A 22843-nucleotide genomic window follows, 5' to 3' on the forward strand; every position below is an offset into this window, starting at 1 on the left:
TGCCGCAGAATGCCTGTTTTACCGCTGGACCTCATTTTGTTTCCACAAAAACTTATTATTTTTGTCCATTATAAAAAAGATATCCCATTGAAAGAATACGGTAGTAACGTACAAAAATTGGCCGACCACATCGTCAGGATCGAGGATAAGGCTAAGCGCACCCTCTACGCGCACATCCTGGTCGAGCTCATGCGTCAGATACATCCCAACATGCGGGATAACCAGGACTATACCAACAAGTTGTGGGACGACCTGTACATTATTTCCGGTTTCGAGCTGGATGTCGACAGCCCTTTCCCTCCGCCATCCAAGGAAGCGCTGGGCAAAAAACCACTCAGGGTTGAGTACAACCAGCAAAATCTGCAATTCCGCCACTACGGCCGCAATATCGACCTGCTTCTGGAAAAGGCTTCACAAACGGAAAACCCGGAAGACCGTCTCGCATTTGTTTCTTACATTTTCCGCCTGATGCGGTCGTTCTTCAATGCGTGGAACAAGGATAATCCGGAAGACAGTGTGCTGCTGATCCAGCTCGAACAGCTCAGCAAAGGTCGTTTGAAAGAAGAAATCGATTACATCCGCAAATCGGGGCCGATCGACGCAGCTCCGAAAGACCGTAACAACAACCAGGAGCGGAACCGCGTGAACCAGACGGGCGGGAATAACTTCAAAGCCCAGTCACACAATTCCGACAGACAGGGCGGCAATAACCAGGGCAATCAGAACCGGAACCGGAACAACAAGTTCCAGAACCGGAACAACAACAACAATAACAACAACCGGAATAACAACCGCAAAAAACCTGGAATGTAACATCCAGGTTTCATTTTATACCGTCTCAATTGCCCAAATTCTTCTATGGCATCATTCAAAATTACCGGGGATCGACGTCTCAAGGGTGAAATCGTGCCGCAAGGCGCTAAAAACGAAGCATTGCAGATCATCTGCGCCGTGCTCCTGACCAAAGAGTCCGTTACCATCCACAACATCCCGAATATCCGCGACGTAAACCAGCTGATCAACCTCCTGGGCGATCTGGGCGTACGCCGCACACGGTTGAGCGAAACTTCCATCCGTTTCGAAGCCGACGATATCAACCTCGATTACCTCGAATCGGACTCGTTCCGCCAGAAAGCCGCTGCATTGCGCGGCTCGGTAATGTTGCTCGGCCCGATGCTGGCACGTTTCCGCAAAGGACGCATTCCTCGTCCCGGTGGCGACAAGATCGGCCGCAGGAGATTGGATACCCACTTCCTGGGTTTCGAGAAACTGGGTGCGGAATTCAGCTATGATGAAGAAGACGGTGGTTTCTACCGCGTCGACGCGGCTAACCTGAAAGGAACTTACATGCTTTTGGATGAGGCTTCGGTAACCGGTACGGCCAATGTTTTGATGGCGGCGGTAATGGCCGAAGGCACTACTACCATTTACAATGCGGCCTGTGAGCCTTATTTACAGCAGCTTTGTAAAATGCTGAACCGCATGGGTGCCAAAATCTCGGGTATCGCTTCCAATATGCTGATCGTGGAAGGCGTTAGCGAGCTGAAAGGAACAGAACACACGATGCTGCCGGATATGATCGAAATAGGCAGCTTCATCGGTCTTGCGGCGATGACGCAATCCGAGATCACCATCAAAGACTGCCAAATTCCCGAGTTGGGCATTATTCCCGATGTTTTCAAAAGATTGGGTATTCAAATGGAATTCCGTGGAGACGATATTTTCATCCCCGCACAGGAGCGCTACCGCATTGAAAACTACCTCGACGGCTCCACATTATCCGTTGCCGACGCCCCATGGCCCGGCTTCACGCCCGATTTGCTCAGCATCGTGCTCGTAACGGCCACACAGGCGCAAGGAACGGTATTAATCCACCAGAAAATGTTCGAAAGCCGCCTGTTCTTTGTGGATAAACTGATCGAAATGGGCGCTCAGATCATCCTTTGCGACCCGCACCGCGCAACCGTAATAGGTCACAACCGCGAGACGCAGCTCCGCGGTATCCGTATGACTTCCCCTGATATTCGCGCCGGGGTCGCATTGCTGATCGCAGCGATGTCGGCCAAAGGAGTAAGTATCATCGATAATATCGAACAGATCGACCGCGGTTACCAGAACATCGACACGCGCCTGAACGCGATCGGTGCGGAAATCGTGCGGTTGTAATTCAAATATCACACAAGGAGCGCAGTCGAAGCGCGTGCAGCACGTTCACCGTACTGACTGCCTTCGACTGCGCTCCTGATTGACGATCTGCTAATTACTTCTTTTCCCGTAAGTACATTTGCTATTGTCCGCCTTCACATAGTACGACTTGAAATTCGTCGCTTTCGGGTCCATACAGCCTTTCAAATCCAGAATTTCCACCTTTCTGAACTCGACAGGATGGCTTTCGCTTTGCAATGAGATCGAACCGTGATCGAGCAGCTTACCGGCGATTTTCACTTCGGGATCCGTAGCACCGCCCAGGTTACCTCCGCCGAGTTGCGGCTTGTTGTATTCGAGTACCATTTCACCATTGGCAAAATGCTGGATCAGCGAATCGCCCAGTACGAGTACTTCGGCGCGTACCCACTGATCGCCATTGTAGGTTTTCGATTTGGAATTAACACAATGCTGAGTAACCAGTTTGCCGTCGATCACCACGTTGGTACCCGGCGTGCAAAGGTTACAGGTCGTGCGGGTTTTGTCGTTACCGCCCAATAGTTGTACTTCGATCGACGCGGGAAAATCCTGGTCTTTGCCCATTGTAGCAGCGGGCTGCCCGTGCACCATTACACCCGAGTTGCGCCATGCCCAGCCTTCGCCTTTGGGTGCCTGCTCGCCTACGAAGCGGTATTCGACGGCGACGCGGTAGTAGGAAAAGTCGCCTTTATAGAAGATATGACCGTATTTCTGGGCGAAATCGTCGTATTTGTCGTACCGGACCACCATTTTGCCATCTTCCACGCGGAAAGTGTTGTTGTAGTTGTCGTTCAGTTCATAGCCTCGGATCTTGATATCCCAGCCATCCAGATTTTTTCCGTTGAAGAGCTGCTTCCATTCCTGCTTGTCGGCATTATTCTTTTGGCCGAAAACCGCAAGGCACAGAAAGCTGAACAGGATCGTGAGTTGTAATTTCATGAATACAGGTTAAGTTAAGATTGCTTCGAGCGCTTTGTATCAATTCCAGCGACGTTCCGCCATTGGGCGCTCATGCAGTAAATATATACGATTTGAAAATCCCCTTCATCCAAAAATAGACTTACTTCGTAGTTAAGTCATATTAAAATATCCTTCATCCCCTGTTAAAAATGCCGTATGGCCCTGATAACGAAAGATAAAATCACGCTATTCTGGTTTCGCCGCGACCTTCGGCTGCACGACAATGCGGGGCTTTACTATGCCCTTCGCTCCGGTTACCCGGTGGTCCCGCTATTTATTTTCGACCGCAACATCCTCGACGACGTCGAAGAAAAGAAAGATCCGCGACTGACATTTATTTATGACGCCATTTCCAATATCCGTAATGAACTGAAACAAAAAGAGGCCGATATCCTCGTCGAATATGGCTTCCCGGTTACAGTCTGGGAAAAGCTCGTCGATGAATACGACATTGCCGAAGTATATACCAACACCGACTACGAACCTTACGCCACCGACAGGGACAAGGAAGTTTACCGGGTTTTGAAGAAAAAAGGTATTGTTTTCAAAACCTGCAAAGACCAGGTCATTTTTGAAAAACAGGAAATATTGACGGGCCAGGGAACGCCGTACACCGTTTTTACTCCTTACAGCCGCGCGTGGAAAGAAAAACTGAATGATTTTTACCTCAAATCCTATCCTACAAAAAAGTATTTCAGGCATTTTCTCAAATGGCACGGCGCCGCATTGCCGTCGTTGAAGGATATGGGTTTTGAAAAAATCGATTATGAATTTCCTTCTGACCAGGTCAGCGATGCGCTGCTGAAAGATTATGCCAAAGACCGCGATTTCCCCGCCAAAGAAGGCACAAGCCGCATAGGCATTCACTTGCGCTTCGGGACCGTGAGCATCCGCGAGCTTGCACGCCAGGCACGCGGGCAAAGCGATACTTTCCTGAATGAGCTGATCTGGCGGGACTTCTACCAGCAAATCCTGTCCAACTTCCCGCACGTAGGCAAGGGCGAGGCATTCCGCAAAGCGTATGATTTCATCCAATGGCGCTACGACAAAGCTGATTTTGAGAAATGGTGTGAAGGAAAAACAGGCTACCCGCTGGTGGACGCCGGTATGCGGCAGCTCAATGCGATCGGTTTCATGCATAACCGCGTGCGGATGGTCACAGCCAGTTTCCTGTCCAAGCATTTGCTCATCGACTGGCGCTGGGGCGAGGCCTATTTTGCCGAAAAACTGCTGGATTACGACCTCGCAGCCAACAATGGAGGCTGGCAATGGGCTGCGGGCTCAGGTACTGACGCTGCACCTTATTTCCGGATATTCAATCCGGCGTCTCAGGCGGAGAAGTTTGATCCGAAAATGGAGTATATTAAAAAGTGGGTCCCCGAGTTTGGGACGGTTGATTATCCCGAACCGATGGTTGATCATAAGGAGGCTCGGGAGCGTTGCCTGAAAGCCTACAAAGATGCCCTCGACAAGGCCAATCAATAACCTACTTGCCGCCCGCGATCACCGTTACCATATCTTCGGGACGGAGGTACTTTTGGGCCATTTCCATCACATCCTCCGCCGTGGTGGCGTGAATGCGGTCGATGTATTGGTTGAAGAAATTAGCAGGCAGGCTGTCGAGCAGCAATATCTTACGCCGGTCGGCGACTTCGAATGCGGTATTCAATGAGCCGGCAAATTCACCGGCCATAAAACTTTTCACGGTTTGCAATTCCTCGGCCCCTACCGGTTCCGTTTGCAACCGGTGTATTTCCTTTTTGATCTCGTCGATGGTTTGCTGGGTAAATTCCTTTTTCACATCTGTACCGATCATCAGGTAACCCTCATTATGCAACGTTACCACGTGCGAGGAGATGCCGTAAGTAAGGCCTTTCTCTTCCCGGATATTCTTCATCAGACGTGACCCGAAATAACCTCCGAGAATCTCATTTGTGACCAGCATTTTGAAATAATCGGGATGGTGGCGGTTGAAAAGCACACGACCTATCCGAATCGAAGATTGTACACTCTCCGGCCGCTCCACAATGGCTTCGTCGCCATGGTAAGCTTCGGAAGCGTTGAAAGAGAATTTACCTGCTTCGGGATTGAACGAATTGTGGCCTAATGTTGCGTTCACATGCTGCACATCGGCCTCGGTAACCTGTCCGGCGAGCACGGCTGTAAATTTACCGTCGCGGATAAACCGTTCGTAATGCGCCTTCACGGCATCCATGCCCAGCGATTCGATGCCTTCCGCGCTCTGGCTGTGGCCGTATGGGTGGCCCTCGCCAAATAGCCGGGCCCTGAATTCCGTTGTGGCCAGGTAAGCCGTTTTTTCCCGGTTCACTTTCAGGTTCTGTACTGTGATATTTTTCAGTTCCTGAAACTCTTTTTCCGGGAAAGTAGCACTACGGATGAGCTTTTGTACCAGCGGCAGCACGTCCGGCAGGAAACGCGAAAGACAATACACCACGATACCGACGCGGTCGGATGTGTGGGTCATCTCCGTAAATGCACCAAGCTGGTCGAATGCCTCGCTGATTTCCTGCGATGTCATTCCCTCCACGCCTTCCGTCAACATCTTGACTGCAAAATAGGATGCGGCCGTTTCGCTTTCATACCAGTTGCCTGCTTCGAAAATACATTCCAGACGCACCACCGGCTGTTCCCCGATATTGATCACGTGCAACGCGATCCCGTTGTCGAGGGTGTAGGATTGAGGTTCCGGCAGGCTTACAGTTTGAATGACTTTGAAATCAGGTGCAATAGTACGGTCCAGTGACATGGGCGGCGGTGAGTATAAAAAAACGAATGACGTTGCAATAACGCCATTCGTTCTGAATAATTAAATTTATGTGAATGCTTAGTTTTCGTTATCGCTTACGTCAAGCTTCTCAGCCTTATTCAATCCAAGTGAAACGGTGATGCGCAATGTCTGTGCAAGCGGGCTTCCCTGTGTTGTAGGGAACATGTAAGCGAAGTCGGCACCCCATTTGTCGGCGAAACGAAGACCGGCACCAGCGGTAAAGAAGCGGCGGTCGCCTTTGTTTTTGTTCTCTCCGAAGTATCCTGCTCTCAAAGCGAAAATATTGTTGTACCAGTATTCCAGACCGGTCGCGATAGCCACTTCCTGAACTTCTTCTTTAAACCCGTCCGGTGCATCCGAGAATGAGCCGAATATGCCGTCCAGCAATGGTTTTTGATTAACATTGGTTTTTCCATCCGGGGTAGGCACCATCAGCTTGCTGAAATCGATGATGAAATTGAAGCGGTTTCTTCCGTCGCCGGTGTATGACAAACCGGTACCGATTTTCAGCGTGGTAGGAATGAAGTTTTCAGTATCCGTGCCCGAGCCGTAGTTGATTTTACCACCAAGGTTGGAAAGCACCCCACCCAACGACCAAACGAGCTCGCTTCCGGTATCTTCGTTCTTGAATTCTTTCTTATAGTAAGCGCTGATATCACCCGCCGCCACACGCGCAGGGCTCAATGAAACGTTGTTGATTACCGCATTGCCTGCAAGGTTGGAGGAGATGTATTTCAATGTCAGACCCATTGAGAAGTTTCTGCCCAGCTGGCGTGAGTAAGTACCATTGATAGCCACCTCACGTGAATTGAAATAACCGATATTGTTACCGGTCGCATCCCGCAAATCCAGCTCGCCGTTATTGAAATAGTTCGCAGAGAACGCTACTGCCTGGCGGTCGCCCAATTTCTTGTAGATTGAAAGATAACCGAGCCACATATCGTCAACCAGGTAACGGAGCCATGGTGTATAGGAGATCGTAGCGCCAAAATCTTTGGTATTGTAAGGAAGCTTCGCTGCGTTCCAGTAAGTTGAGTTTGCATCCGGGCTGAGTGCTACACCGGCTTCTCCCATCCCTGCACTTCTGGCATCAGGGGCAAACGTCAAAAAGGAAAGTGGGGATGCCGGTATCCTTCTTGTAGAATCCAGCTGAGCGAAAAGCGTACCTGTTGTTAAAAAGAATAGTGAGGATAATGTAACAAAAAAAAGTTTCATAGAAATTGGATTTGCGATAGGAAGTGCCTGTATCAGCTTCTTTAAAGGGTCAAAAATACAATGAAAGATAGTTATTACTAAAAATTTGATAAGTTTTATTATCTTAAGGAGACCTGATCAACTTACCGGCTTTGCGATCGGTAGAATTGTCTTTTAACGATCTGATCTGTAATTGGTAAACCAGCGATTGACGAACCGGTATCGTCCTCAGCCATTGCGTCACGTCCAGCATTTCCCTGATAACCGGTTCGCTGTTGTAATAAAGCTTTTTGTAAGTGCCCAAACGTTGCCCATTAACAAGCAATATATTAAAAATTAATTCTACGTCATCATTTACCCGGTTGTGGCCCAGCTCGACTGTAAGATCTTTCTGAAATGGATTAGGATAAATGTTAAGGGAGTTGAGTGCTATTCCTTTGGCAGGACCTACTAGAAACCCGAACGCTATTTCAGAAAAGTTAGTATACGCGTCCCATACTTTTACGCGGACAATATATTTTCCGGCGGGCAGATTATTTAGCGGATAATTGATGGTGCCCGATTGATAATTGTCCAGGTTCGCAACATAATAATCGTTCAAAACGACGGTCAATGTATCATTTAAAGTCATCGTAATGTCATGCCCGATGCCTGCGCGCGAAATGCTGATCCCGCTCGCATCGCTCATTTGCAGTACCAGTACCGACGACGGTTCCACAGTATCACCATCCCTGAACGCGGGCGTATTGAGGTAGCCGGCGAGCTTTGGCGGAATGGTATCCTTCTGCTGCACAGCACTTCCGCCCACAACCAGACTAAGCTGCGCCGAGGCATCCTCCGTACTGTCGGCACTCACCGCGTACACACTCGCACGCCCGAGCCCGATGCGATAATCGATATCTTTCGGCAGTTGCAAAGTGCATTGCAAGCGGCCGCTTTTCACCGACACATTCCCGTCGAAAAGCTTGCTGCGAAACTCGGTGTAATCTTCCGGAGTTCCTTCATTCCCCAGCGTGCGGAACCCGATCGGCTTGTCGTAGATCACCACTCTGGCCGTACCGCTGAAATCCGCATCCAACTTTCCGGTTTCGGGGTCAAAAATCTCCGCGTTAAGCGTTACTTTTTGCAATGCTTTTAATGTATCAACCGGCGAACTCCACCGGATTCCCTTTTTCCCGGGCGTCAATACCATCGATGGGTCGGCCAGAAGCGTGAAATTCCTATTCAGGCTTCCGGCAAGCGCATTGTTTTTAGTGTATTTGAAAAAATCCCCCAGCCGCTGGCCCGGTTTCGCATTCAGTAATGCTTCGTAAAATGCCTTGTTCAATGCAAAATTGGTGCTGGAATAAACCGGGCGGGTCGTGCTAATCGCCCCTACCGCTGCCCCTTTCGGACTCAGAACCATCAGTTCGGCACCGGATACCACTCCCGGATCATCATAACGGCCAAAATCGCACGTGGCCGTGATCAGCAAGGGCAAATTGTTTATCCCCCTGCTCGAAAGCATATCCGCTAATGTCAGCACCTGCTCTTCGGCCCAGCCGCTGGTGCCCCCGTGGCCGGTGTAATTCAATATCAATGTGCCATTATCGATCGCATTGCGAATGGCCTGGTTAATTGCAGGAGCTTTTTGGCCTGCATCGGTCGTAGTTTGCGACGCTTCGTCGATGAACAACCTCGAAGAGAACATCCGCCCCTGAATGAGGTTCGCAAGCTGATCGGCGTGACGCTGGTGGATATTCCCGTCGCCATCGTCGGCCACAAACCGCACCGTATTTTTCCAGATCCCGAACGACGATTCATAGCGCATCAGCTTGTCGACGACGATTTTCGCCTCCGCAATCGATTTCACAGGCAATCTTCCAATGCCAATATCTACGGTATGGTCACCGGCCGTATTCTCGCTCCAATCGCCTTCATTAGCATCCATAAAGCCGAAGTAGTCGTCGGAAGAATAGGTATAAACCGGGTTCAGCGACTCCCTGCTCTCGTACACGGGCACCCACGCAGCGTGCTGCGCCTGCGACTGGTTGCGGAGCCGATTTCGGTAATCATAGGTTGCATCGCCAAACAACAACAGGTATTTCAGCTTACCGGGCGATTGCTGGTAAAGCTGCCTGGTAAAATCGCGGATCGCGGTAATGTCCGGCCGGCCCGAAGCATATTCATTGTAGATCTGGTCGGTCGTCACGACGAGCACATCCAGGCCATCGCGAACATTCCTGTACCCGGCAAGGCGATTCGCCTCCTGTGCCCACGCGGCAGGAGTTACAATGAGCAGGTCGGGCGTCGTTGACGCGGCGATATTCTGGTTCGCGACGCGCTGCCAATGGGCGGGCTGGAATGCGTCGTTGGGTTGGAAACCTATGTATTTTTGAAGCGATTTGGCACCTGTGGCAGCCCAACGAAAAGCCCCGGTTGCATCTTTTTGAGATATGGATAGCGGCGCGGTGGGGTTTGTGATATTCCAAAGACTGAAACCTTCGGAAGAACCTGTAAACTGATAGGTAACGGTATCCGCCAACTGAGGCAAAAAACGATAGATTTGCTGACCTTCATAATTCCTCAACTCCCGCTTCACCTGCAAGCCTACATAATCGAGATAAGCTTCCGCCGAGCTCTGTCCGTTCTTATTATAGGATACATTAATTGTAAAATTACCGGAAGCGGGCGCATTCTTTACTATATACGTATTCCCGGTCTGCAAAGCTTTCACATCATAAGTACCGGTGCTAACAGTACCGATCGCTTCCTGCCCGACTTCGCCGTCGTTGACCTTCCATATAAAACGCGTGGGTATCTGCGCCGCGCCGATTGTAGAAGTCCGCAGCTTAAAATCCGAACCCGGCACTACACCGGGCATATTGACATTAATATTCCCCAATGGCGCTCCCAAATATTCGCCCCACCATTCACGACCCGATTTGAGCGTATTGGACGATTCTGTTTCGTGAAACCAGTAATCGTCAAACTGGCTGATGGTTGTTGAAGTCGTAACCGAAAGCGCCGCGGCAGGTTTTATCCTTAACCCATTGCCCTCAGTAAATGTGATGAAGTAATAGCTTGAATCGGAATAGTAATTGAGCTGATGCCGGAGTTCCGCCTTTGCCGCATTATATTGGATTACATGCGGGCCTTCCGCATAGAAGTAAATGGCATCGTTTTTATCAAACCTGCCATCCTCTTCCCCATTTACCCATATTGCATTCTCGGCCAAAGCATTCACGTAGCCCGATTTGTTGGATTGCGGCAGCATAGCCCCGCCGTTTCCATAAATGCGTATTCCCGACGGACGAATACCCGCAATGTCCACACCCATTTTGGAAAGCCAATCCGCATCTACCCGGTAAATGCCGGTTTCTGTCACAGCCAGCTTGAACCACTGCCCTTCCGACAATACCGATTTTTGTGCGTAGGAAATAAATGAAGCCAGCACCGCCAGACAGCCTAAAACTGTTCGGCAGGCCATTTTCGGAACATCAGCAGGCTTCAACCAATGCATGAGCAGGGATCGTGTAGAGACGTTGAGAGGCTTTGTCCGTGCATAGTACCCGCGTGCGCCGGAGCGTGCCGCGGGTGAATGTTCTGTTCTGGAAGACGAAGTTGGTCCCTTCGTCCAACTGAAACAGGCATACTTTGCCGGTATTCAATTCCTGCTCATCGTATTTTCTGAGCGCATTAAACAATTTCTGGTCGCCGCCGGTGGACGCGGCGGGGTTTTGAGCATAACGAAGCAAATGGACGAGAATGTCTTCCGGAAAGATACTTTCAAGCATGACCGGCAGCAACAGCTCCCGGAACTCGTGTTTCCATTCCGCACCATGCGGCGCAACCCTTTTGCGACCGCGCCCTTTATACTTGTAATGTACCACACAATGCGCCACCTCGTGCAGGTAGGTAATGAGAAAGCTGTAAGGATTCAGATTGACATTGACCGTGATCCGGGGCACGATGCCGGGCTTTACGGTAAAATCGCCCAGGCGGGTACGGCGCGGGCGCGAAAGGAAAAAATCAAAGCGGTGGGTGCGGTACAACTCCTGGCAATATTCAGCCGTTCCATCCGGCACATACGAACCCAAAGACACGTTTTTCATACCCCGAATAAAAAAAGAAAAGCCCTACTTTCATAGGGCTTTTCAAGATTTTCGACTTGTACGTCTGATTACTTCTTAGTAGTATCAGCAGCAGTAGTATCAACCGCAGCAGCAGCTGTGTCAACAGCAGTTGTATCAACCGCAGGAGTTTCAACAGTTACAGCAGTAGTATCAGCTGATTCGTCAGCAGGTTTGCTAGTACAAGCAGCGAAAGCTACCATCCCGGCAACAAACGCAAATGCAAAGAATTTTTTCATTTCTTGGGTGTAATTAAGGTTCGATGCAAAGGTAATAGGATCGAATTGAATATTCCTAAATTTTGAGTTTGTATTTTTCCAAGAACTTAAAATTTCCTTAGAAAATTCTTAATTCACTTTAATTTATCCTATTAATTCTCCTGATACCCCTAAACACTCTGCAACTTTTCGTTGTAAGCCCTCACGCAGGCAGCCACTTCGGGTAACAATTCCTGATTAGCTTCAATGCCATTGCCTACCACAATCACATCTGCACCCGCATGCAATGCCGCATCGGCTTTTTCATAGGAATCGATCCCGCCACCGACGATGATCGGCGTATCCACGGCCGCGCGTACCGCAGCAATGGTTTCGCCCGGTACGGGAAATAATGCACCGCTGCCTGCATCGAGGAAGATGTTTTTGAGGCCCAGATATTCTCCGGCCAATGCCGTACAAGCTGCAATGCCCGGCTTGTCGCGCGGGAGCGGGGTGGTATTGCTGATGTAGGATACTGTCGTGAGCTTGCCGCTCTCGATAAGCATATAGCCCGTAGGCAACACTTCGAGGCCGCTTCTTTTCAACAAAGGTGCGGAGATAACGTGCTGGCCGATCAGCAACTCGGGATTACGGCCGGAGATCAGCGAAAGCAACAGAATGGCATCGGCCGAGGGCTCGATATGCAGGCTGCTGCCAGGGAAAAGTATCGCAGGAATGTCGGTATATTCGTGAATGGCGGCGATCAGCTTGTCGATGGCGTAGTTGGTAATGAGGCTTCCACCTACAAAAAAGAAGTCAACGCCGTGCCCAGCCGCGTATTCGAGGAATTTCGGGAATGTGGAAAGGTTAATTTTATCCGGATCAAGGAGAACAGCAAACGATTTCCTTTTTTCTGCTTTACGTTCGGAAAGGAGGTCTGCGATTTGATGTTTCGCTGCTTTCATTCGGTTTTACGTTCGTCTTCAATTAAATGTTTCAGCTTCTGGCGCGCCCACCCCACAGCCAATGTCCAGGCTAAACTTTGAACGGCTTGTCCGACCGCAGACTGGGTTTTGATTTTGGTGACTTTCTTTTCGACAGGCTCAACCGGCTCGACCAAAATTTCCTTCTTCTTTTTCCCCTTCGGAAGCAATGCATTCATCACCACGAAAGTCGTCGCCATGACCCCGCCGATTACCAGCGCCTGCTTGCCGTAAGTCGTGGCCTCCTTTTTAAGCCCGCTCCATTGTGTTTCAAGCTTGTCGCGGTACAGATCGGCGTCCTGCAACAAACCTTCTTTCTCCTTGTCCGTATCGGATGAAAACGGCTTCGTGATTTTGACAGAAGAATCGATTGAAGAACTCATTTCAAATCTGTTTAAATAGCGTCAGAGAATTTTCAAAAGGAATCCAAAAATAGCAATTCAGAGAAACTTATTGCCAAATAAAGCAGCCAAAAAGCATTATTCCTCTTTCGTGCTGACAAAACGAACGATTATTTTCCGGATCAACGTGATCCAGGTTTCTTTCCAGATGATGGTAACGGCCAGCTTGATGATGAAAATACCGAGCAATATCACAAAGCCGAGGTAGTCGCTGTGCAGCCATTCGTTCAGGAAAGTCCCGAGCAATATGACCAGCAAAATCAGGATTGTAAGGCCAATGCATAGCAGTATGGCGGCATAAATCCCTATCACAACGGCCCGCTCGATTTTGTCACGGGTCTCGATTTTAAACAGATCGATCCTGGTTTCGAAATATTTAAAAAGGGTGTCCTTGATTTCTTCCAGTTGACTCAGCATAGCGGTATATTTCAAATCATGTGAAATGTATTAAGGCCTGAACAACAGACTTTTTTCACATTAATCCAAAAACATACCAAGAATTGCAGAGACCACCGAAACGATTAGCCCGAAGAACAATGCGGAAATGAAACCATCGACCCGGAATCCGTCCACGAGCGATGCCGCGAGGTAAATAATGAATACGTTAACGACGAAATAGAACAACCCCAGCGTCAGGATCGTAATGGGTAATGCGAGGAGTTGCAGGATGGGTTTGAGGAACGTGTTCAGGATACCCAACACGATGGCTACGATAATCGCCGTACCCGTACTCGCAACCACAACCCCGGGCACCAAATTTGCGGCGACGATGATCGCCAATGTACTGATTACAAGACGCAGGAGCAACTTCATAGAGATCTGGTTTTTATTGGTGACGGCTACGAAGTACGTCAATTACCTCATCTAAGTCAATGTTTTTTTGTTCCAGCAAAACAAGCAGGTGGAACAGCAAATCGGACACTTCGTTCTTGAAAAGATCGTCGTCATTATCCTTTGATTCGATGACAACTTCGACCGCTTCCTCCCCTACTTTCTGCGCGATTTTATTGATCCCCTTTTTAAAAAGGCTGGCTGTATAAGACGAATCCGACGGGTTCAATTTTCTTTCGCGGATTACATTTTTTTGCAGGTAATTCAGGAATGCAGCTTCGCCTGTACGTGTGTCGGCAATTTCCGGCTGGCTATTTTTTTCCCCAAAACAAGTATCCGCACCGGTGTGGCAAACGGGGCCCGCCGGGGTAGCCTTAATGAGTAATGTATCGCCATCGCAGTCGGCTGCAATTTCATTTACAAACAGAAAATTGCCCGACGTTTCCCCTTTTGTCCACAAGCGTTGCTTGCTGCGGCTGTAAAAAGTAACGGTTCCCTGCTGGCGGGTAACGTCCAGCGCTTCGGCGTTCATGTAGCCGAGCATCAGCACTTTACCGGTATTCACGTCCTGGATCACGGCCGGTACCAGGCCGTCGGCCGATTTATTAAAGTCAATGGATGAAAACGTCTCGCTCATTTTTGGTTGTGAATTAAAAGATTCCGCATGGTCCGCAGCATCGGGGCTCGCCGGCCAACCGGTTCAGTGATATTTAATAAAACTCCGCGCCACTACCGGGTCATCCGGATCGGCAGGTCTTTGTTTTTGAGGTACTCTTTCAAATCCGGAATGTCGATTTCACGGAAGTGGAAAATGCTCGCTGCCAGTCCGGCGTCGGCTTTCCCTTCTGTAAAAACATCGTAGAAGTGCGCCATATTGCCCGCACCGCCGGATGCGATCACCGGAATATTCGCATTGCCCGAGATGATCGAAGTCAGTTCCAATGCAAATCCGTTCTTCGTACCGTCGGTGTCCATAGAGGTCAGCAGGATTTCGCCTGCGCCGCGCTCTTCCACTTCCTTCGCCCAGGGTATCGAACGGATTTCCGTCGCTTTCCTGCCCCCGTGCGTGTGCACGATGTGCTCGTGACCGTTTTCCGTTTCGATATAACGCGTATCGATCGCGACCACAATGCACTGGCTTCCGAATTCGAGCGATAGCTCATTGATCAGGTCCGGGTTACGCACGGCAGCCGAGTTGATGGAAACCTTGTCCGCGCCCGCATGCAGGAGCGCCGACACGTCCGCGATCGAAGAAATGCCTCCGCCGACTGTAAAAGGTATATTAATGGTCTGCGCTACTCTGCGGACGAGGTCGATAAATGTCGAACGGCCGTCCACGGTGGCGGTAATGTCGAGGTACACCAGCTCGTCGGCACCTTGCGCGGCGTACATCGCGCCCAGTTCCACGGCATCGCCCGCATCGCGCAAATTCACAAAATTGACCCCTTTGACCGTCCGGCCGTCTTTCACATCCAGACAGGGAATGATTCGTTTTGTAAGCATATTTTAAACTGAAAAACGCTGTAACTCGGCCAGGCTGATCCGGTTTTCATAAATGGCTTTACCGATGATCACGCCGTAAATGTTCATTTCCGCCAGTTTCTCCACATCTTCGATACCCGCAATGCCGCCGCTGGCGATAATGTTCAGGTCGGGGCATTTGTCTTGGAGGTTTTTATATAAATCAAAAGAAGGGCCTTGCAGCAGGCCGTCCTTCGCTACATCGGTGCTAATGGTGTATTTAACTCCTTTCTCCACATATTCTTCCACAAAATCATACACCCAGATGCTGGTACCTTCTTCCCAGCCACTCACCGCAATCTTCTCGTTCTTCGCATCCGCACCGAGAATAATTTTCTCACCGCTGTAAGTTTTAAGCCAATGCTCGAACAGATCGGGCTGCTTTACGGCAATGCTGCCGCCAGTAACCTGCTTCGCACCGCTTTCAAAAGCAACTTTCAAGTCATCGTCCGATTGTACACCCCCGCCGAAATCAACATGTAACGAAGTTTTAGAAGCAATTTTTTCCAATACCTTCCAGTTGACGACCTTTTTGGCCTTCGCACCATCGAGGTCTACCAAATGCAGCCTTTTCAGCCCGGCATCTTCGAATTGCTGCGCTACTTCCAGCGGGTTTTCATTGTAAATCTTCTTCTGACCATAATCGCCCTGGGTGAGGCGGACACATTTGCCTTCAATCAGGTCGATAGCGGGAATAATCTGGATCATGGATTAGGGGCAGGCGGTTATTGGAGTTTGAGAAAATTTTCGAGGATCTGCTGGCCGGCATTTCCGCTGATCTCGCAGTGGAACTGGGCCGCGTAAAAGTTGTCCTTATGCAGCATCGCGCTGAAAGGCAATGCGTAATCGCACATGGCGACGGTGTATTCGCAAACCGGTGCCGCATAGCTGTGTACGAAATAGACGTACGCATTGTCGGGAAGCCCGGCCGTCAGCGGCGACTGGTAACCGGAGATGTTGTTCCAGCCCATATGCGGCACTTTCAGGCCCGCGTCTGCCGGAAACCGTTTCACATCCACATCGAAAATACCCATGCATTCGGTATTGTTCTCTTCCGAAAAGCGGCACATGAGCTGCATGCCCACGCAGGTCCCGAATACCGGTTGCTTAAGAGAAGGGATCACCTTGTCGAGGCCCACGTTACGGAGGTAACTCATGGTGGTGCTGGCCTCGCCTACGCCGGGAAAAATCACCTTGTCTGCGGAACGGATCTCGGCCTCATCGTCGGTGTAGAGGTAGCTCGCGCCAATGCGGTCGAGCGCGTACATGACCGACTGCACATTGCCTGCATTGTATTTGATAATGACGGTTTTCATTCCAATCTGTGCTTGAAATCGACAACAAAAAAGCCCGATCTTAACAATCGGGCTTCTGGGATACTATGTATTCAACCTTATTACAACACTACTTGCAAAAACACATCACCCTAGACGTCCGAAAGCCGAGAGGCTATGATGCAAATGATATGTTTCAGCTGTTAACATGCCACAAATGTAAGCATAAATTACAATAAGCAGGTAATATACGGCGTAAATATTACATTAAAATTTGCTTAGAGAAAACTTCGTACCTTGCGGTTAACAAATGGCCCTGAACCATGACTAAACCAACTATTCTGCCACTATTTTTCCTGCTCATTACCTTGATTACCGTTGATTCCCAGGCACAAACGCAAGCCCTTGCCGACCGTCTTTTCAAAGTCCACGAAACCTACCGCGAAAGCTCCCTTACCCAGCGCCGTTTCAAGCAAAAAGACATCCTTCCGCTGATTTCCAAACGTCAGGGCAATGCGATGTACCAGATCGAAAAGGTGGGAGATTCCTTTGAAGGCCGGACTATTCAAATGATCAAAATCGGGAATGGCAAGAAGAAGGTGCTGCTCTGGACGCAAATGCACGGCGACGAGCCTACCGCGACCATGGCGAGCTTCGATATCTTCAACTTTCTCGAAGGTAAAAACGACGGTTTCGACGACCTACGCAAGAAATTGCTCGACAATACCACCCTATATTTTGTCCCGATGCTGAATCCCGACGGGGCAGAACGCTACCAGCGCCGGACCGCTCAGGGCATCGACATGAACCGCGACGCCGCAGCACGCCAGACACCCGAAGCGCAAATCCTGAAAGGCCTTGTGGATCGCCTGAAACCCGATTATGGCTTCAACCTCCACGATCAGAGCCCGCGTTACTCGGCAGGCCGCAGCCCGAAAGTCGCCACGATCTCCTTCCTGGCGACTTCCTATGATTACGAGCTGTCCATCAACGACGTACGCGAGCGTTCGATGCAATTGATCGTGGGCATGAACAAGGTCCTTCAAAAGTATATTCCAGGCCAGGTAGCGCGCTATGCCGACGACCACGAGCCGCGCGGGTTCGGGGATAATGTGCAGAAATGGGGCACTACTTTGGTATTGATCGAATCGGGCGGGCGCGTAGGCGACCCCGAGAAGCAATATATCCGTCAGCTCAATTTTATGGCTATTCTGTCGGCGCTGGACAAGATTTCGGACAATTCGCTCACCAAAGAGAACCGCGAGGAATATTACAACATCCCGGAAAACGGCCGTTGGGTGTACGACCTCGTGGTACGCAATGCGACCGTTCGTCAATCCGGCAAATCATTTACGGCGGACCTCGGGATAAACCGTAACGAGGTCAGCTATTCCAATGCAACGAAGTTCTTCTATTACAGCAAAATCGAGGATTTCGGCGACCTCCACCCGCAATACGGCAGCCAGGAACTCGACGCGACGGGGCTTACCATCGAAAAGGGAAAACTTTATCCTACCGCATTCAAAAATGTGAGCGAGATCAGCAAGCTGAATGCATTGAACCTGCTTAAAGAAGGTTACACGTACGTACGCCTCGCGCCCGACGCGAATACGCGCGCCCTGGGCCTGTATTTCACCACTACGCCGCTACATATTCTCAGAAGCGGCCAAGCGGTACCCACCGGCACGCCGGGCCTGGGCGCCACGGCTACATTCATCCTGAAAAAGGCCGGAAAAGTGAAGTATGCCGTGATTAATGGCTTCGTGCATGATCTGGACGACTTCAATGCTGAAAAAGGACAAGGAATTGTGGAGTAGCAGCGGATTTTAGAAAAAATACAATTGTCAGAGTTTGAGAGGACCGGGAGCAAATGCCCCCGGTCTTTTTTGTAGTTGATTTATAGTAAAAATGTAAGGCCCTGTGTAGCATTTTCTTGACATTGTTGGTTTACACTATCGAAAGAAATATCTTCGGGTTTATCTATTTTTGTCTTGACAAGTAATTTGTCGGACGTCACATATTCCTAACCCTAGTTTAATGTCCGAGTTTCAGGCCTACCTTCAATTAGGATTCAACCACATCACTGATTCCAACGGCTATGATCATATTCTCTTCATCATGGCAATCTGCTCGGTCTACACGCTGGTAGACTGGAAAAAAGTAATCGTTCTGGTCACCGCATTCACCGCAGGGCACTCGGTTACGCTTGCATTATCTACATTAGGTTATGTTAATGTCAAACCGGATGTAATCGAGCTGCTGATACCCATTACCATACTTATCACGGCTTTTCTCAACTTTTTTTATCGGGTCCCGAAGAACTCCTATGCCCCCAAAGAGAAGGCGCCGGCATTCAGGTACCCGCTGGCATTAGGTTTCGGTTTAATCCACGGACTGGGCTTTTCGAATTATCTGAGGGCGCTGCTCGGCAATGAAGCGGATATCGTCAACCCGCTGCTCGGCTTTAATGTAGGGCTCGAATTGGGGCAACTCATTATCGTGTTTATTATATTAGTCATTGCATTTGCGATGATCGAGCTGCTGAGGGTTCAGAAATTGAGCTGGATACAGATACTATCCGGTATTATCTTTGGAATGGCGCTCTCGCTGATCCTGAATAACGAACTTTTCCGCACACTTGCAGGCATGCCTGCCGATACATAACAACCCAACTATCTATGACCAACCAATCATGAAAAAAAAGCTGCTCCCATTACTATTGCTGCTCGTGTCGCTATCCACCATGGCACAGCAGCTCCCAACCTCCCCCAATTACCAGGCCAACGACCGTTTTGAACAGCTGGGCACTACCCTGCCGACGCCCAACACCTACCGAACCGCTTCCGGAGCACCAGGCAAGGAATACTGGCAACAACGGGCCGACTACGACATCAAAGCCGAACTCGACGACGACAACCGCCGGATTATCGGTACCGAAACAATTACATTTTATAACCAGTCGCCGGATGACCTGAAATACATCTGGATGCAGCTCGACCAGAACCTGTTCAAAAATGACGGTATTGCCGCAAGGTCACGTACCGGTATGGTTAACGAAAAGGGCATGAGCACGACGCAGTTGCAGGACCTTAACAGTGCCCGTGGCGCCTCCCTCGACCCCAAGATCGAGTATGGTTATAAAATCACGGCAGTAAAGGACAAGGCCGGCAAGGCATTGCCATTCACCATCAACGGAACGATGATGCGCATCGACCTCCCCGTAGTGATGAAAACCGGTACCGCGTTCGTTTTCAGCGTGGATTGGAATTACAATATCACCGAATATTACGGGCGCAGCGGCTACGAGTATTTCCCGAAAGACGGCAATGCCAACTACTTCATCGCGCACTGGTTTCCACGCATGGCCCCGTACGACGACGTGAATGGCTGGAACCACAAGCAATTCCTCGGCCAGGGCGAGTTCGCATTGATTTTTGGTAAATACAAAGTAGCGATCACCGTTCCTTCCGACCACGTAGTAGCAGCCAGCGGCGAATGTCAGAACTACGCACAGGTATTGACCGCCACCCAAAAACAGCGTCTGAAACAGGCCGAAACCTCCAAAACGCCGGTGATGATTGTAACGCAGGCCGAAGCAGAAAAGGCAGAAAAGCGCGAAAACAAGAATCCGGGCAAGAAAACGTGGATTTACAAAGCTGATAATGTACGGGACTTTGCATTTGCGAGCAGCCGGAAGTTCATCTGGGACGCTATGCAGAGCGATGTTTACAAAAGCGGCCGCAAGATCTGGTGTATGTCGGTGTATCCCAAAGAAGGTAACCCGCTATGGGAGCAATACTCGACGCGTGCGGTAGCGCATACTTTGAAATCTTACGGTGCGCGTACATTTGAATATCCTTACCCGGTGGCGATCTCCTGCCATTCGGTAGCGGGCGGCGGGATGGAATACCCGATGATCAGCTTCAATGGCGGTCGTCCCGAGGAAGATGGCACTTACACCGAAGCCGTGAAATATGGCATGATCGGTGTGATTATCCACGAGGTGGGTCACAACTTCTTCCCGATGATCGTCAACTCCGACGAGCGCCAGTGGGCATGGATGGACGAAGGTTTGAACACATTCTGCCAATACCTGGCCGAAAAGGAATGGGACTACAACTTCCCGACCCGCCGCGGCGAGCCTAACCAGATCACGGAATATATGTCGTCGGACAAATCGGTGCTGAGCCCGATCATGGCTTCGGCCGAGAACGTGATCGGCCTCGGACCTAATGCGTACGGAAAGCCTGCCACTGCACTGAACATCCTTCGTGAAACCGTGATGGGCCGCGAGCTGTTCGACCATGCATTTAAGGAATATGCCACCCGCTGGCGTTTCAAAAGCCCTACTCCGGCCGATTTCTTCCGCACGATGGAAGATGCCTCGGGCGTAGACCTCGACTGGTTCTGGAAAGGCTGGTTCTACGGCACCGAGCCGGTTGATCAGGACCTGGTCACCGTGGACTGGTTCAGCGTCGACACGCAAAACCCGGCCATCGAAAAAGAAATTGCACGCAAGGAAGATGCGCGTAAAAAGACGACCATGAGCAAAATCCAGGACGCTAAAACCAAGGGCGAAACCGTAGTCGCCCAGGATTCGACCATGGCTGATTTCTATAACCGCTATGATCCGTTCAAGGTAACTGAAGCCGACAAGCAGAAATACGAACAATACCTGGCGACATTATCGGAAAGCGAGCGCCAGCTGATCCAGCAGAATACCAATTTTTACACGTTATCCATTAAAAACAAAGGCGGCGTACCGATGCCGGTGATCATAAAAATGGGTTTCGAGGACGGAACCGATTCCGTGGCTGTATATCCTGCTGAAATCTGGCGCTTCAACGATGCACAGATCAACAAGGTGATCTCGACGAAAAAGAAGGTCGTTCAATGGACGCTCGACCCGTACCAGCAGATCGCCGACATCGATACCGAGAACAACTCGTTCCCGCGCATCGCGCAACCAACCCGGTTCCAGATCTTCAAGCAGCAGCAACTGAAAAAAGCACCTAACCCGATGCAAATGCAAGGCGCAGGTGCCGGAAGGATCAGTACCGACCCCAAGAATTAGCGTTATATCCATAATATTGAAAGCCCTTCCGAGTATGATTTCGAAGGGCTTTTTTATGCAAATTCAAAATAGAGTCTATGTAATTTCAAAATAGAACTTATGTAATTTCAAAGTTTGATTCATGTAATTTCAAAATAAGAATATCTTTGTAGTTGAAAACAAGTAGCTTATGACATTCGTAGTACGCCATATCGAAACGGTAATCAGGCAACATGCAGGGAAGTACCCTGTCCTTGCTGTAACCGGCCCCAGGCAATCGGGTAAGACTACAATGCTTAAAACTATCTTTAAAGATTACCAGCATATATCCCTGGAAAATCCAGACAACCGGGCATTTGCTAGCGACGACCCAGTTGGCTTTTTGCGCGAATATCCTGAGAGGATGATATTTGACGAGGTTCAACAAGTCCCTGCCCTGTTTTCATACATTCAAACTCTCGTGGATGAGTCGCGGCAAATGGGACAATTCATACTATCCGGTTCACAGAATTTTCGACTGCTCAACAACATTACCCAAAGCCTGGCCGGTCGTGTGGCACTTTTTAAATTGCTTCCTTTTGATTTTTCAGAAATGAAATCCGCAGACCTGCTGGCAGAAACCTTTCCGGAAGTTTGTCTGAATGGATTTTACCCTGCCATTTATGACAGGAACATCGAACCAACGACATTTTACGCCAACTATATTCAAACTTACGTGGAACGCGACGTGACCGAACTCGCCAACATTCGCGACCTTAGGCAGTTTCGCACATTTCTGAGTCTTTGCGCGGCGCGGGTAGGGCAACTAATGAACCTTTCCTCGATTGCTAATGAATGCGGAATCACCCAACCCACTGCAAAAGCCTGGCTGTCGATCCTCGAAAGCAGTTACATTACCTTTCAATTGCAGCCGTTTTACCGGAATTTCAGCAAGCGCGTCGTAAAAACCCCGAAAATATACTTTTACGATACAGGCCTGCTTTGCCACCTGCTTGGAATCCGTAATACGACGACGTTCCAGGAGAACCCGTTACGCGGGAATATTTTCGAAAATATGGTCATCGCCGAAATTCAAAAACAAAACGAGCACCGCTACCTCCATCGCGACTATTGGTTCTGGCGCGATTCCAACGGCCATGAGGTTGATCTGCTAACCCAAAAAGGTAATCTGTACGATACTTTCGAAATCAAATCCTCGCAAACCATTATGACCGAGCATTTCGCAGGGCTTAACTATTTCAACGAAATTTCGGAAAATAACACTGGCGAAAAGACATTAATATACGGCGGTAGTACCAACCAGTCGCGCACACAGTACACCGTTAAAGGTTGGAGAAACATTTAA

Annotated in this window: 21 protein-coding genes; 7 read left to right on the forward strand and 14 right to left on the reverse strand. The window is 49.7% G+C overall.

What is annotated here, in order from left to right; all coding sequences use genetic code 11:
* The first annotated feature begins 9 nt into the window (after positions 1 to 9).
* The gene (locus BMW93_RS10365; protein ID WP_090375169.1) at positions 10 to 813 is read left to right on the forward strand and encodes a DUF4290 domain-containing protein; all 804 of its coding nucleotides are present in this window, start codon (positions 10 to 12) and stop codon (positions 811 to 813) included.
* 45 nt (positions 814 to 858) lie between these two features.
* Complete coding sequence (murA, locus tag BMW93_RS10370; RefSeq protein ID WP_090375170.1) at positions 859 to 2166, forward strand: UDP-N-acetylglucosamine 1-carboxyvinyltransferase; 1308 nt, start codon at positions 859 to 861, stop codon at positions 2164 to 2166.
* A 90-nt stretch (positions 2167 to 2256) separates the two neighbouring features.
* Here murA and BMW93_RS10375 read toward each other — a convergent pair whose 3' ends face one another.
* Positions 2257 to 3123, reverse strand: a complete 867-nt coding sequence (locus BMW93_RS10375; protein ID WP_090375171.1) for a DUF1080 domain-containing protein — start codon at positions 3121 to 3123, stop codon at positions 2257 to 2259.
* 177 nt (positions 3124 to 3300) lie between these two features.
* Here BMW93_RS10375 and BMW93_RS10380 point away from each other — a divergent pair, with 177 nt between their 5' ends.
* A complete protein-coding gene (locus BMW93_RS10380; protein WP_090375172.1) occupies positions 3301 to 4629 on the forward strand; it encodes a deoxyribodipyrimidine photo-lyase in 1329 nt (442 codons plus the stop codon).
* A 1-nt stretch (position 4630) separates the two neighbouring features.
* Here the strand turns inward: BMW93_RS10380 and BMW93_RS10385 are convergent, their stop codons facing one another.
* The 13 genes from BMW93_RS10385 to hisH all read right to left on the reverse strand — a co-directional run bounded on the left by BMW93_RS10385 (position 4631) and on the right by hisH (position 16487).
* The gene (locus BMW93_RS10385) at positions 4631 to 5911 is read right to left on the reverse strand and encodes a pitrilysin family protein (RefSeq protein ID WP_090375173.1); all 1281 of its coding nucleotides are present in this window, start codon (positions 5909 to 5911) and stop codon (positions 4631 to 4633) included.
* A 78-nt stretch (positions 5912 to 5989) separates the two neighbouring features.
* Positions 5990 to 7147 (reverse strand): type IX secretion system outer membrane channel protein PorV, encoded by a 1158-nt coding sequence (gene porV / locus BMW93_RS10390; RefSeq protein WP_090375174.1) that lies wholly within the window; start codon positions 7145 to 7147, stop codon positions 5990 to 5992.
* A gap of 103 nt (positions 7148 to 7250) precedes the next feature.
* A complete protein-coding gene (gene porU / locus BMW93_RS10395) occupies positions 7251 to 10628 on the reverse strand; it encodes a type IX secretion system sortase PorU (RefSeq protein WP_229240333.1) in 3378 nt (1125 codons plus the stop codon).
* Entirely contained in the window at positions 10606 to 11220 is a 615-nt protein-coding gene (locus BMW93_RS10400) for a hypothetical protein (RefSeq protein ID WP_229240335.1), read from the reverse strand. The genes porU and BMW93_RS10400 overlap by 23 nt, the downstream gene beginning before the upstream one ends.
* A 68-nt stretch (positions 11221 to 11288) precedes the next feature.
* The gene (locus BMW93_RS10405) at positions 11289 to 11477 is read right to left on the reverse strand and encodes a hypothetical protein (RefSeq protein WP_090375175.1); all 189 of its coding nucleotides are present in this window, start codon (positions 11475 to 11477) and stop codon (positions 11289 to 11291) included.
* A 149-nt stretch (positions 11478 to 11626) separates the two neighbouring features.
* Positions 11627 to 12400 (reverse strand): geranylgeranylglyceryl/heptaprenylglyceryl phosphate synthase, encoded by a 774-nt coding sequence (locus BMW93_RS10410; RefSeq protein ID WP_090375176.1) that lies wholly within the window; start codon positions 12398 to 12400, stop codon positions 11627 to 11629.
* Positions 12397 to 12801 carry a hypothetical protein gene (locus BMW93_RS10415; RefSeq protein WP_090375177.1) on the reverse strand — a complete coding sequence of 135 codons (405 nt, stop codon included), beginning with the start codon at positions 12799 to 12801 and terminating at the stop codon, positions 12397 to 12399. Before BMW93_RS10415 ends, BMW93_RS10410 begins: the two co-directional genes overlap by 4 nt.
* 96 nt (positions 12802 to 12897) lie before the next feature.
* Positions 12898 to 13236 (reverse strand): phage holin family protein, encoded by a 339-nt coding sequence (locus BMW93_RS10420; RefSeq protein ID WP_090375178.1) that lies wholly within the window; start codon positions 13234 to 13236, stop codon positions 12898 to 12900.
* A 60-nt stretch (positions 13237 to 13296) separates the two neighbouring features.
* Positions 13297 to 13632 carry a phage holin family protein gene (locus tag BMW93_RS10425; protein WP_090375179.1) on the reverse strand — a complete coding sequence of 112 codons (336 nt, stop codon included), beginning with the start codon at positions 13630 to 13632 and terminating at the stop codon, positions 13297 to 13299.
* A 13-nt stretch (positions 13633 to 13645) separates the two neighbouring features.
* Entirely contained in the window at positions 13646 to 14287 is a 642-nt protein-coding gene (hisIE, locus tag BMW93_RS10430; RefSeq protein ID WP_090375180.1) for a bifunctional phosphoribosyl-AMP cyclohydrolase/phosphoribosyl-ATP diphosphatase HisIE, read from the reverse strand.
* Positions 14288 to 14379: 92 nt separating this feature from the next.
* Complete coding sequence (gene hisF / locus BMW93_RS10435) at positions 14380 to 15153, reverse strand: imidazole glycerol phosphate synthase subunit HisF (protein WP_090375181.1); 774 nt, start codon at positions 15151 to 15153, stop codon at positions 14380 to 14382.
* Positions 15154 to 15156: 3 nt separating this feature from the next.
* A complete protein-coding gene (hisA, locus tag BMW93_RS10440; protein WP_090375182.1) occupies positions 15157 to 15879 on the reverse strand; it encodes a 1-(5-phosphoribosyl)-5-[(5-phosphoribosylamino)methylideneamino]imidazole-4-carboxamide isomerase in 723 nt (240 codons plus the stop codon).
* 17 nt (positions 15880 to 15896) lie between these two features.
* Positions 15897 to 16487 (reverse strand): imidazole glycerol phosphate synthase subunit HisH, encoded by a 591-nt coding sequence (hisH, locus tag BMW93_RS10445; RefSeq protein ID WP_090375183.1) that lies wholly within the window; start codon positions 16485 to 16487, stop codon positions 15897 to 15899.
* 281 nt (positions 16488 to 16768) lie between these two features.
* On the opposite strand from hisH, the gene BMW93_RS10450 reads away from it, so the two are divergent.
* The 4 genes from BMW93_RS10450 to BMW93_RS10465 all read left to right on the forward strand — a co-directional run bounded on the left by BMW93_RS10450 (position 16769) and on the right by BMW93_RS10465 (position 22843).
* Positions 16769 to 18262: a M14 family zinc carboxypeptidase gene (locus BMW93_RS10450; protein WP_090375184.1), complete on the forward strand. Its 1494-nt coding sequence runs from the start codon at positions 16769 to 16771 to the stop codon at positions 18260 to 18262.
* A 220-nt stretch (positions 18263 to 18482) separates the two neighbouring features.
* Complete coding sequence (locus tag BMW93_RS10455; RefSeq protein ID WP_090375185.1) at positions 18483 to 19109, forward strand: HupE/UreJ family protein; 627 nt, start codon at positions 18483 to 18485, stop codon at positions 19107 to 19109.
* A gap of 28 nt (positions 19110 to 19137) precedes the next feature.
* Positions 19138 to 21519: a M1 family metallopeptidase gene (locus BMW93_RS10460; RefSeq protein ID WP_090375186.1), complete on the forward strand. Its 2382-nt coding sequence runs from the start codon at positions 19138 to 19140 to the stop codon at positions 21517 to 21519.
* Between the two features lie 169 nt (positions 21520 to 21688).
* Positions 21689 to 22843, forward strand: coding sequence for an ATP-binding protein (locus tag BMW93_RS10465; RefSeq protein ID WP_090375187.1), 1155 nt, complete (start codon positions 21689 to 21691; stop codon positions 22841 to 22843).

This window comes from Dyadobacter sp. SG02 (assembly GCF_900109045.1).
GTDB lineage: Bacteria > Bacteroidota > Bacteroidia > Cytophagales > Spirosomataceae > Dyadobacter.

Excerpts from the sequence above, each read along its gene's own strand:
- BMW93_RS10410 (WP_090375176.1), bottom strand. The coding sequence starts at position 12,400 with ATGAAAGCAGCGAAACATCAAATCGCAGACCTCCTTTCCGAACGTAAA.
- BMW93_RS10380 (WP_090375172.1), top strand. The coding sequence starts at position 3,301 with ATGGCCCTGATAACGAAAGATAAAATCACGCTATTCTGGTTTCGCCGC.
- BMW93_RS10385 (WP_090375173.1), bottom strand. The coding sequence starts at position 5,911 with ATGTCACTGGACCGTACTATTGCACCTGATTTCAAAGTCATTCAAACT.
- BMW93_RS10400 (WP_229240335.1), bottom strand. The coding sequence starts at position 11,220 with ATGAAAAACGTGTCTTTGGGTTCGTATGTGCCGGATGGAACGGCTGAA.
- BMW93_RS10425 (WP_090375179.1), bottom strand. The coding sequence starts at position 13,632 with ATGAAGTTGCTCCTGCGTCTTGTAATCAGTACATTGGCGATCATCGTC.
- porV (WP_090375174.1), bottom strand. The coding sequence starts at position 7,147 with ATGAAACTTTTTTTTGTTACATTATCCTCACTATTCTTTTTAACAACA.
- BMW93_RS10365 (WP_090375169.1), top strand. The coding sequence starts at position 10 with ATGCCTGTTTTACCGCTGGACCTCATTTTGTTTCCACAAAAACTTATT.
- hisA (WP_090375182.1), bottom strand. The coding sequence starts at position 15,879 with ATGATCCAGATTATTCCCGCTATCGACCTGATTGAAGGCAAATGTGTC.
- BMW93_RS10455 (WP_090375185.1), top strand. The coding sequence starts at position 18,483 with ATGTCCGAGTTTCAGGCCTACCTTCAATTAGGATTCAACCACATCACT.
- BMW93_RS10415 (WP_090375177.1), bottom strand. The coding sequence starts at position 12,801 with ATGAGTTCTTCAATCGATTCTTCTGTCAAAATCACGAAGCCGTTTTCA.
- BMW93_RS10450 (WP_090375184.1), top strand. The coding sequence starts at position 16,769 with ATGACTAAACCAACTATTCTGCCACTATTTTTCCTGCTCATTACCTTG.
- BMW93_RS10420 (WP_090375178.1), bottom strand. The coding sequence starts at position 13,236 with ATGCTGAGTCAACTGGAAGAAATCAAGGACACCCTTTTTAAATATTTC.
- porU (WP_229240333.1), bottom strand. The coding sequence starts at position 10,628 with ATGCATTGGTTGAAGCCTGCTGATGTTCCGAAAATGGCCTGCCGAACA.
- hisF (WP_090375181.1), bottom strand. The coding sequence starts at position 15,153 with ATGCTTACAAAACGAATCATTCCCTGTCTGGATGTGAAAGACGGCCGG.
- hisH (WP_090375183.1), bottom strand. The coding sequence starts at position 16,487 with ATGAAAACCGTCATTATCAAATACAATGCAGGCAATGTGCAGTCGGTC.
- BMW93_RS10375 (WP_090375171.1), bottom strand. The coding sequence starts at position 3,123 with ATGAAATTACAACTCACGATCCTGTTCAGCTTTCTGTGCCTTGCGGTT.
- murA (WP_090375170.1), top strand. The coding sequence starts at position 859 with ATGGCATCATTCAAAATTACCGGGGATCGACGTCTCAAGGGTGAAATC.
- BMW93_RS10405 (WP_090375175.1), bottom strand. The coding sequence starts at position 11,477 with ATGAAAAAATTCTTTGCATTTGCGTTTGTTGCCGGGATGGTAGCTTTC.
- hisIE (WP_090375180.1), bottom strand. The coding sequence starts at position 14,287 with ATGAGCGAGACGTTTTCATCCATTGACTTTAATAAATCGGCCGACGGC.
- BMW93_RS10460 (WP_090375186.1), top strand. The coding sequence starts at position 19,138 with ATGAAAAAAAAGCTGCTCCCATTACTATTGCTGCTCGTGTCGCTATCC.
- BMW93_RS10465 (WP_090375187.1), top strand. The coding sequence starts at position 21,689 with ATGACATTCGTAGTACGCCATATCGAAACGGTAATCAGGCAACATGCA.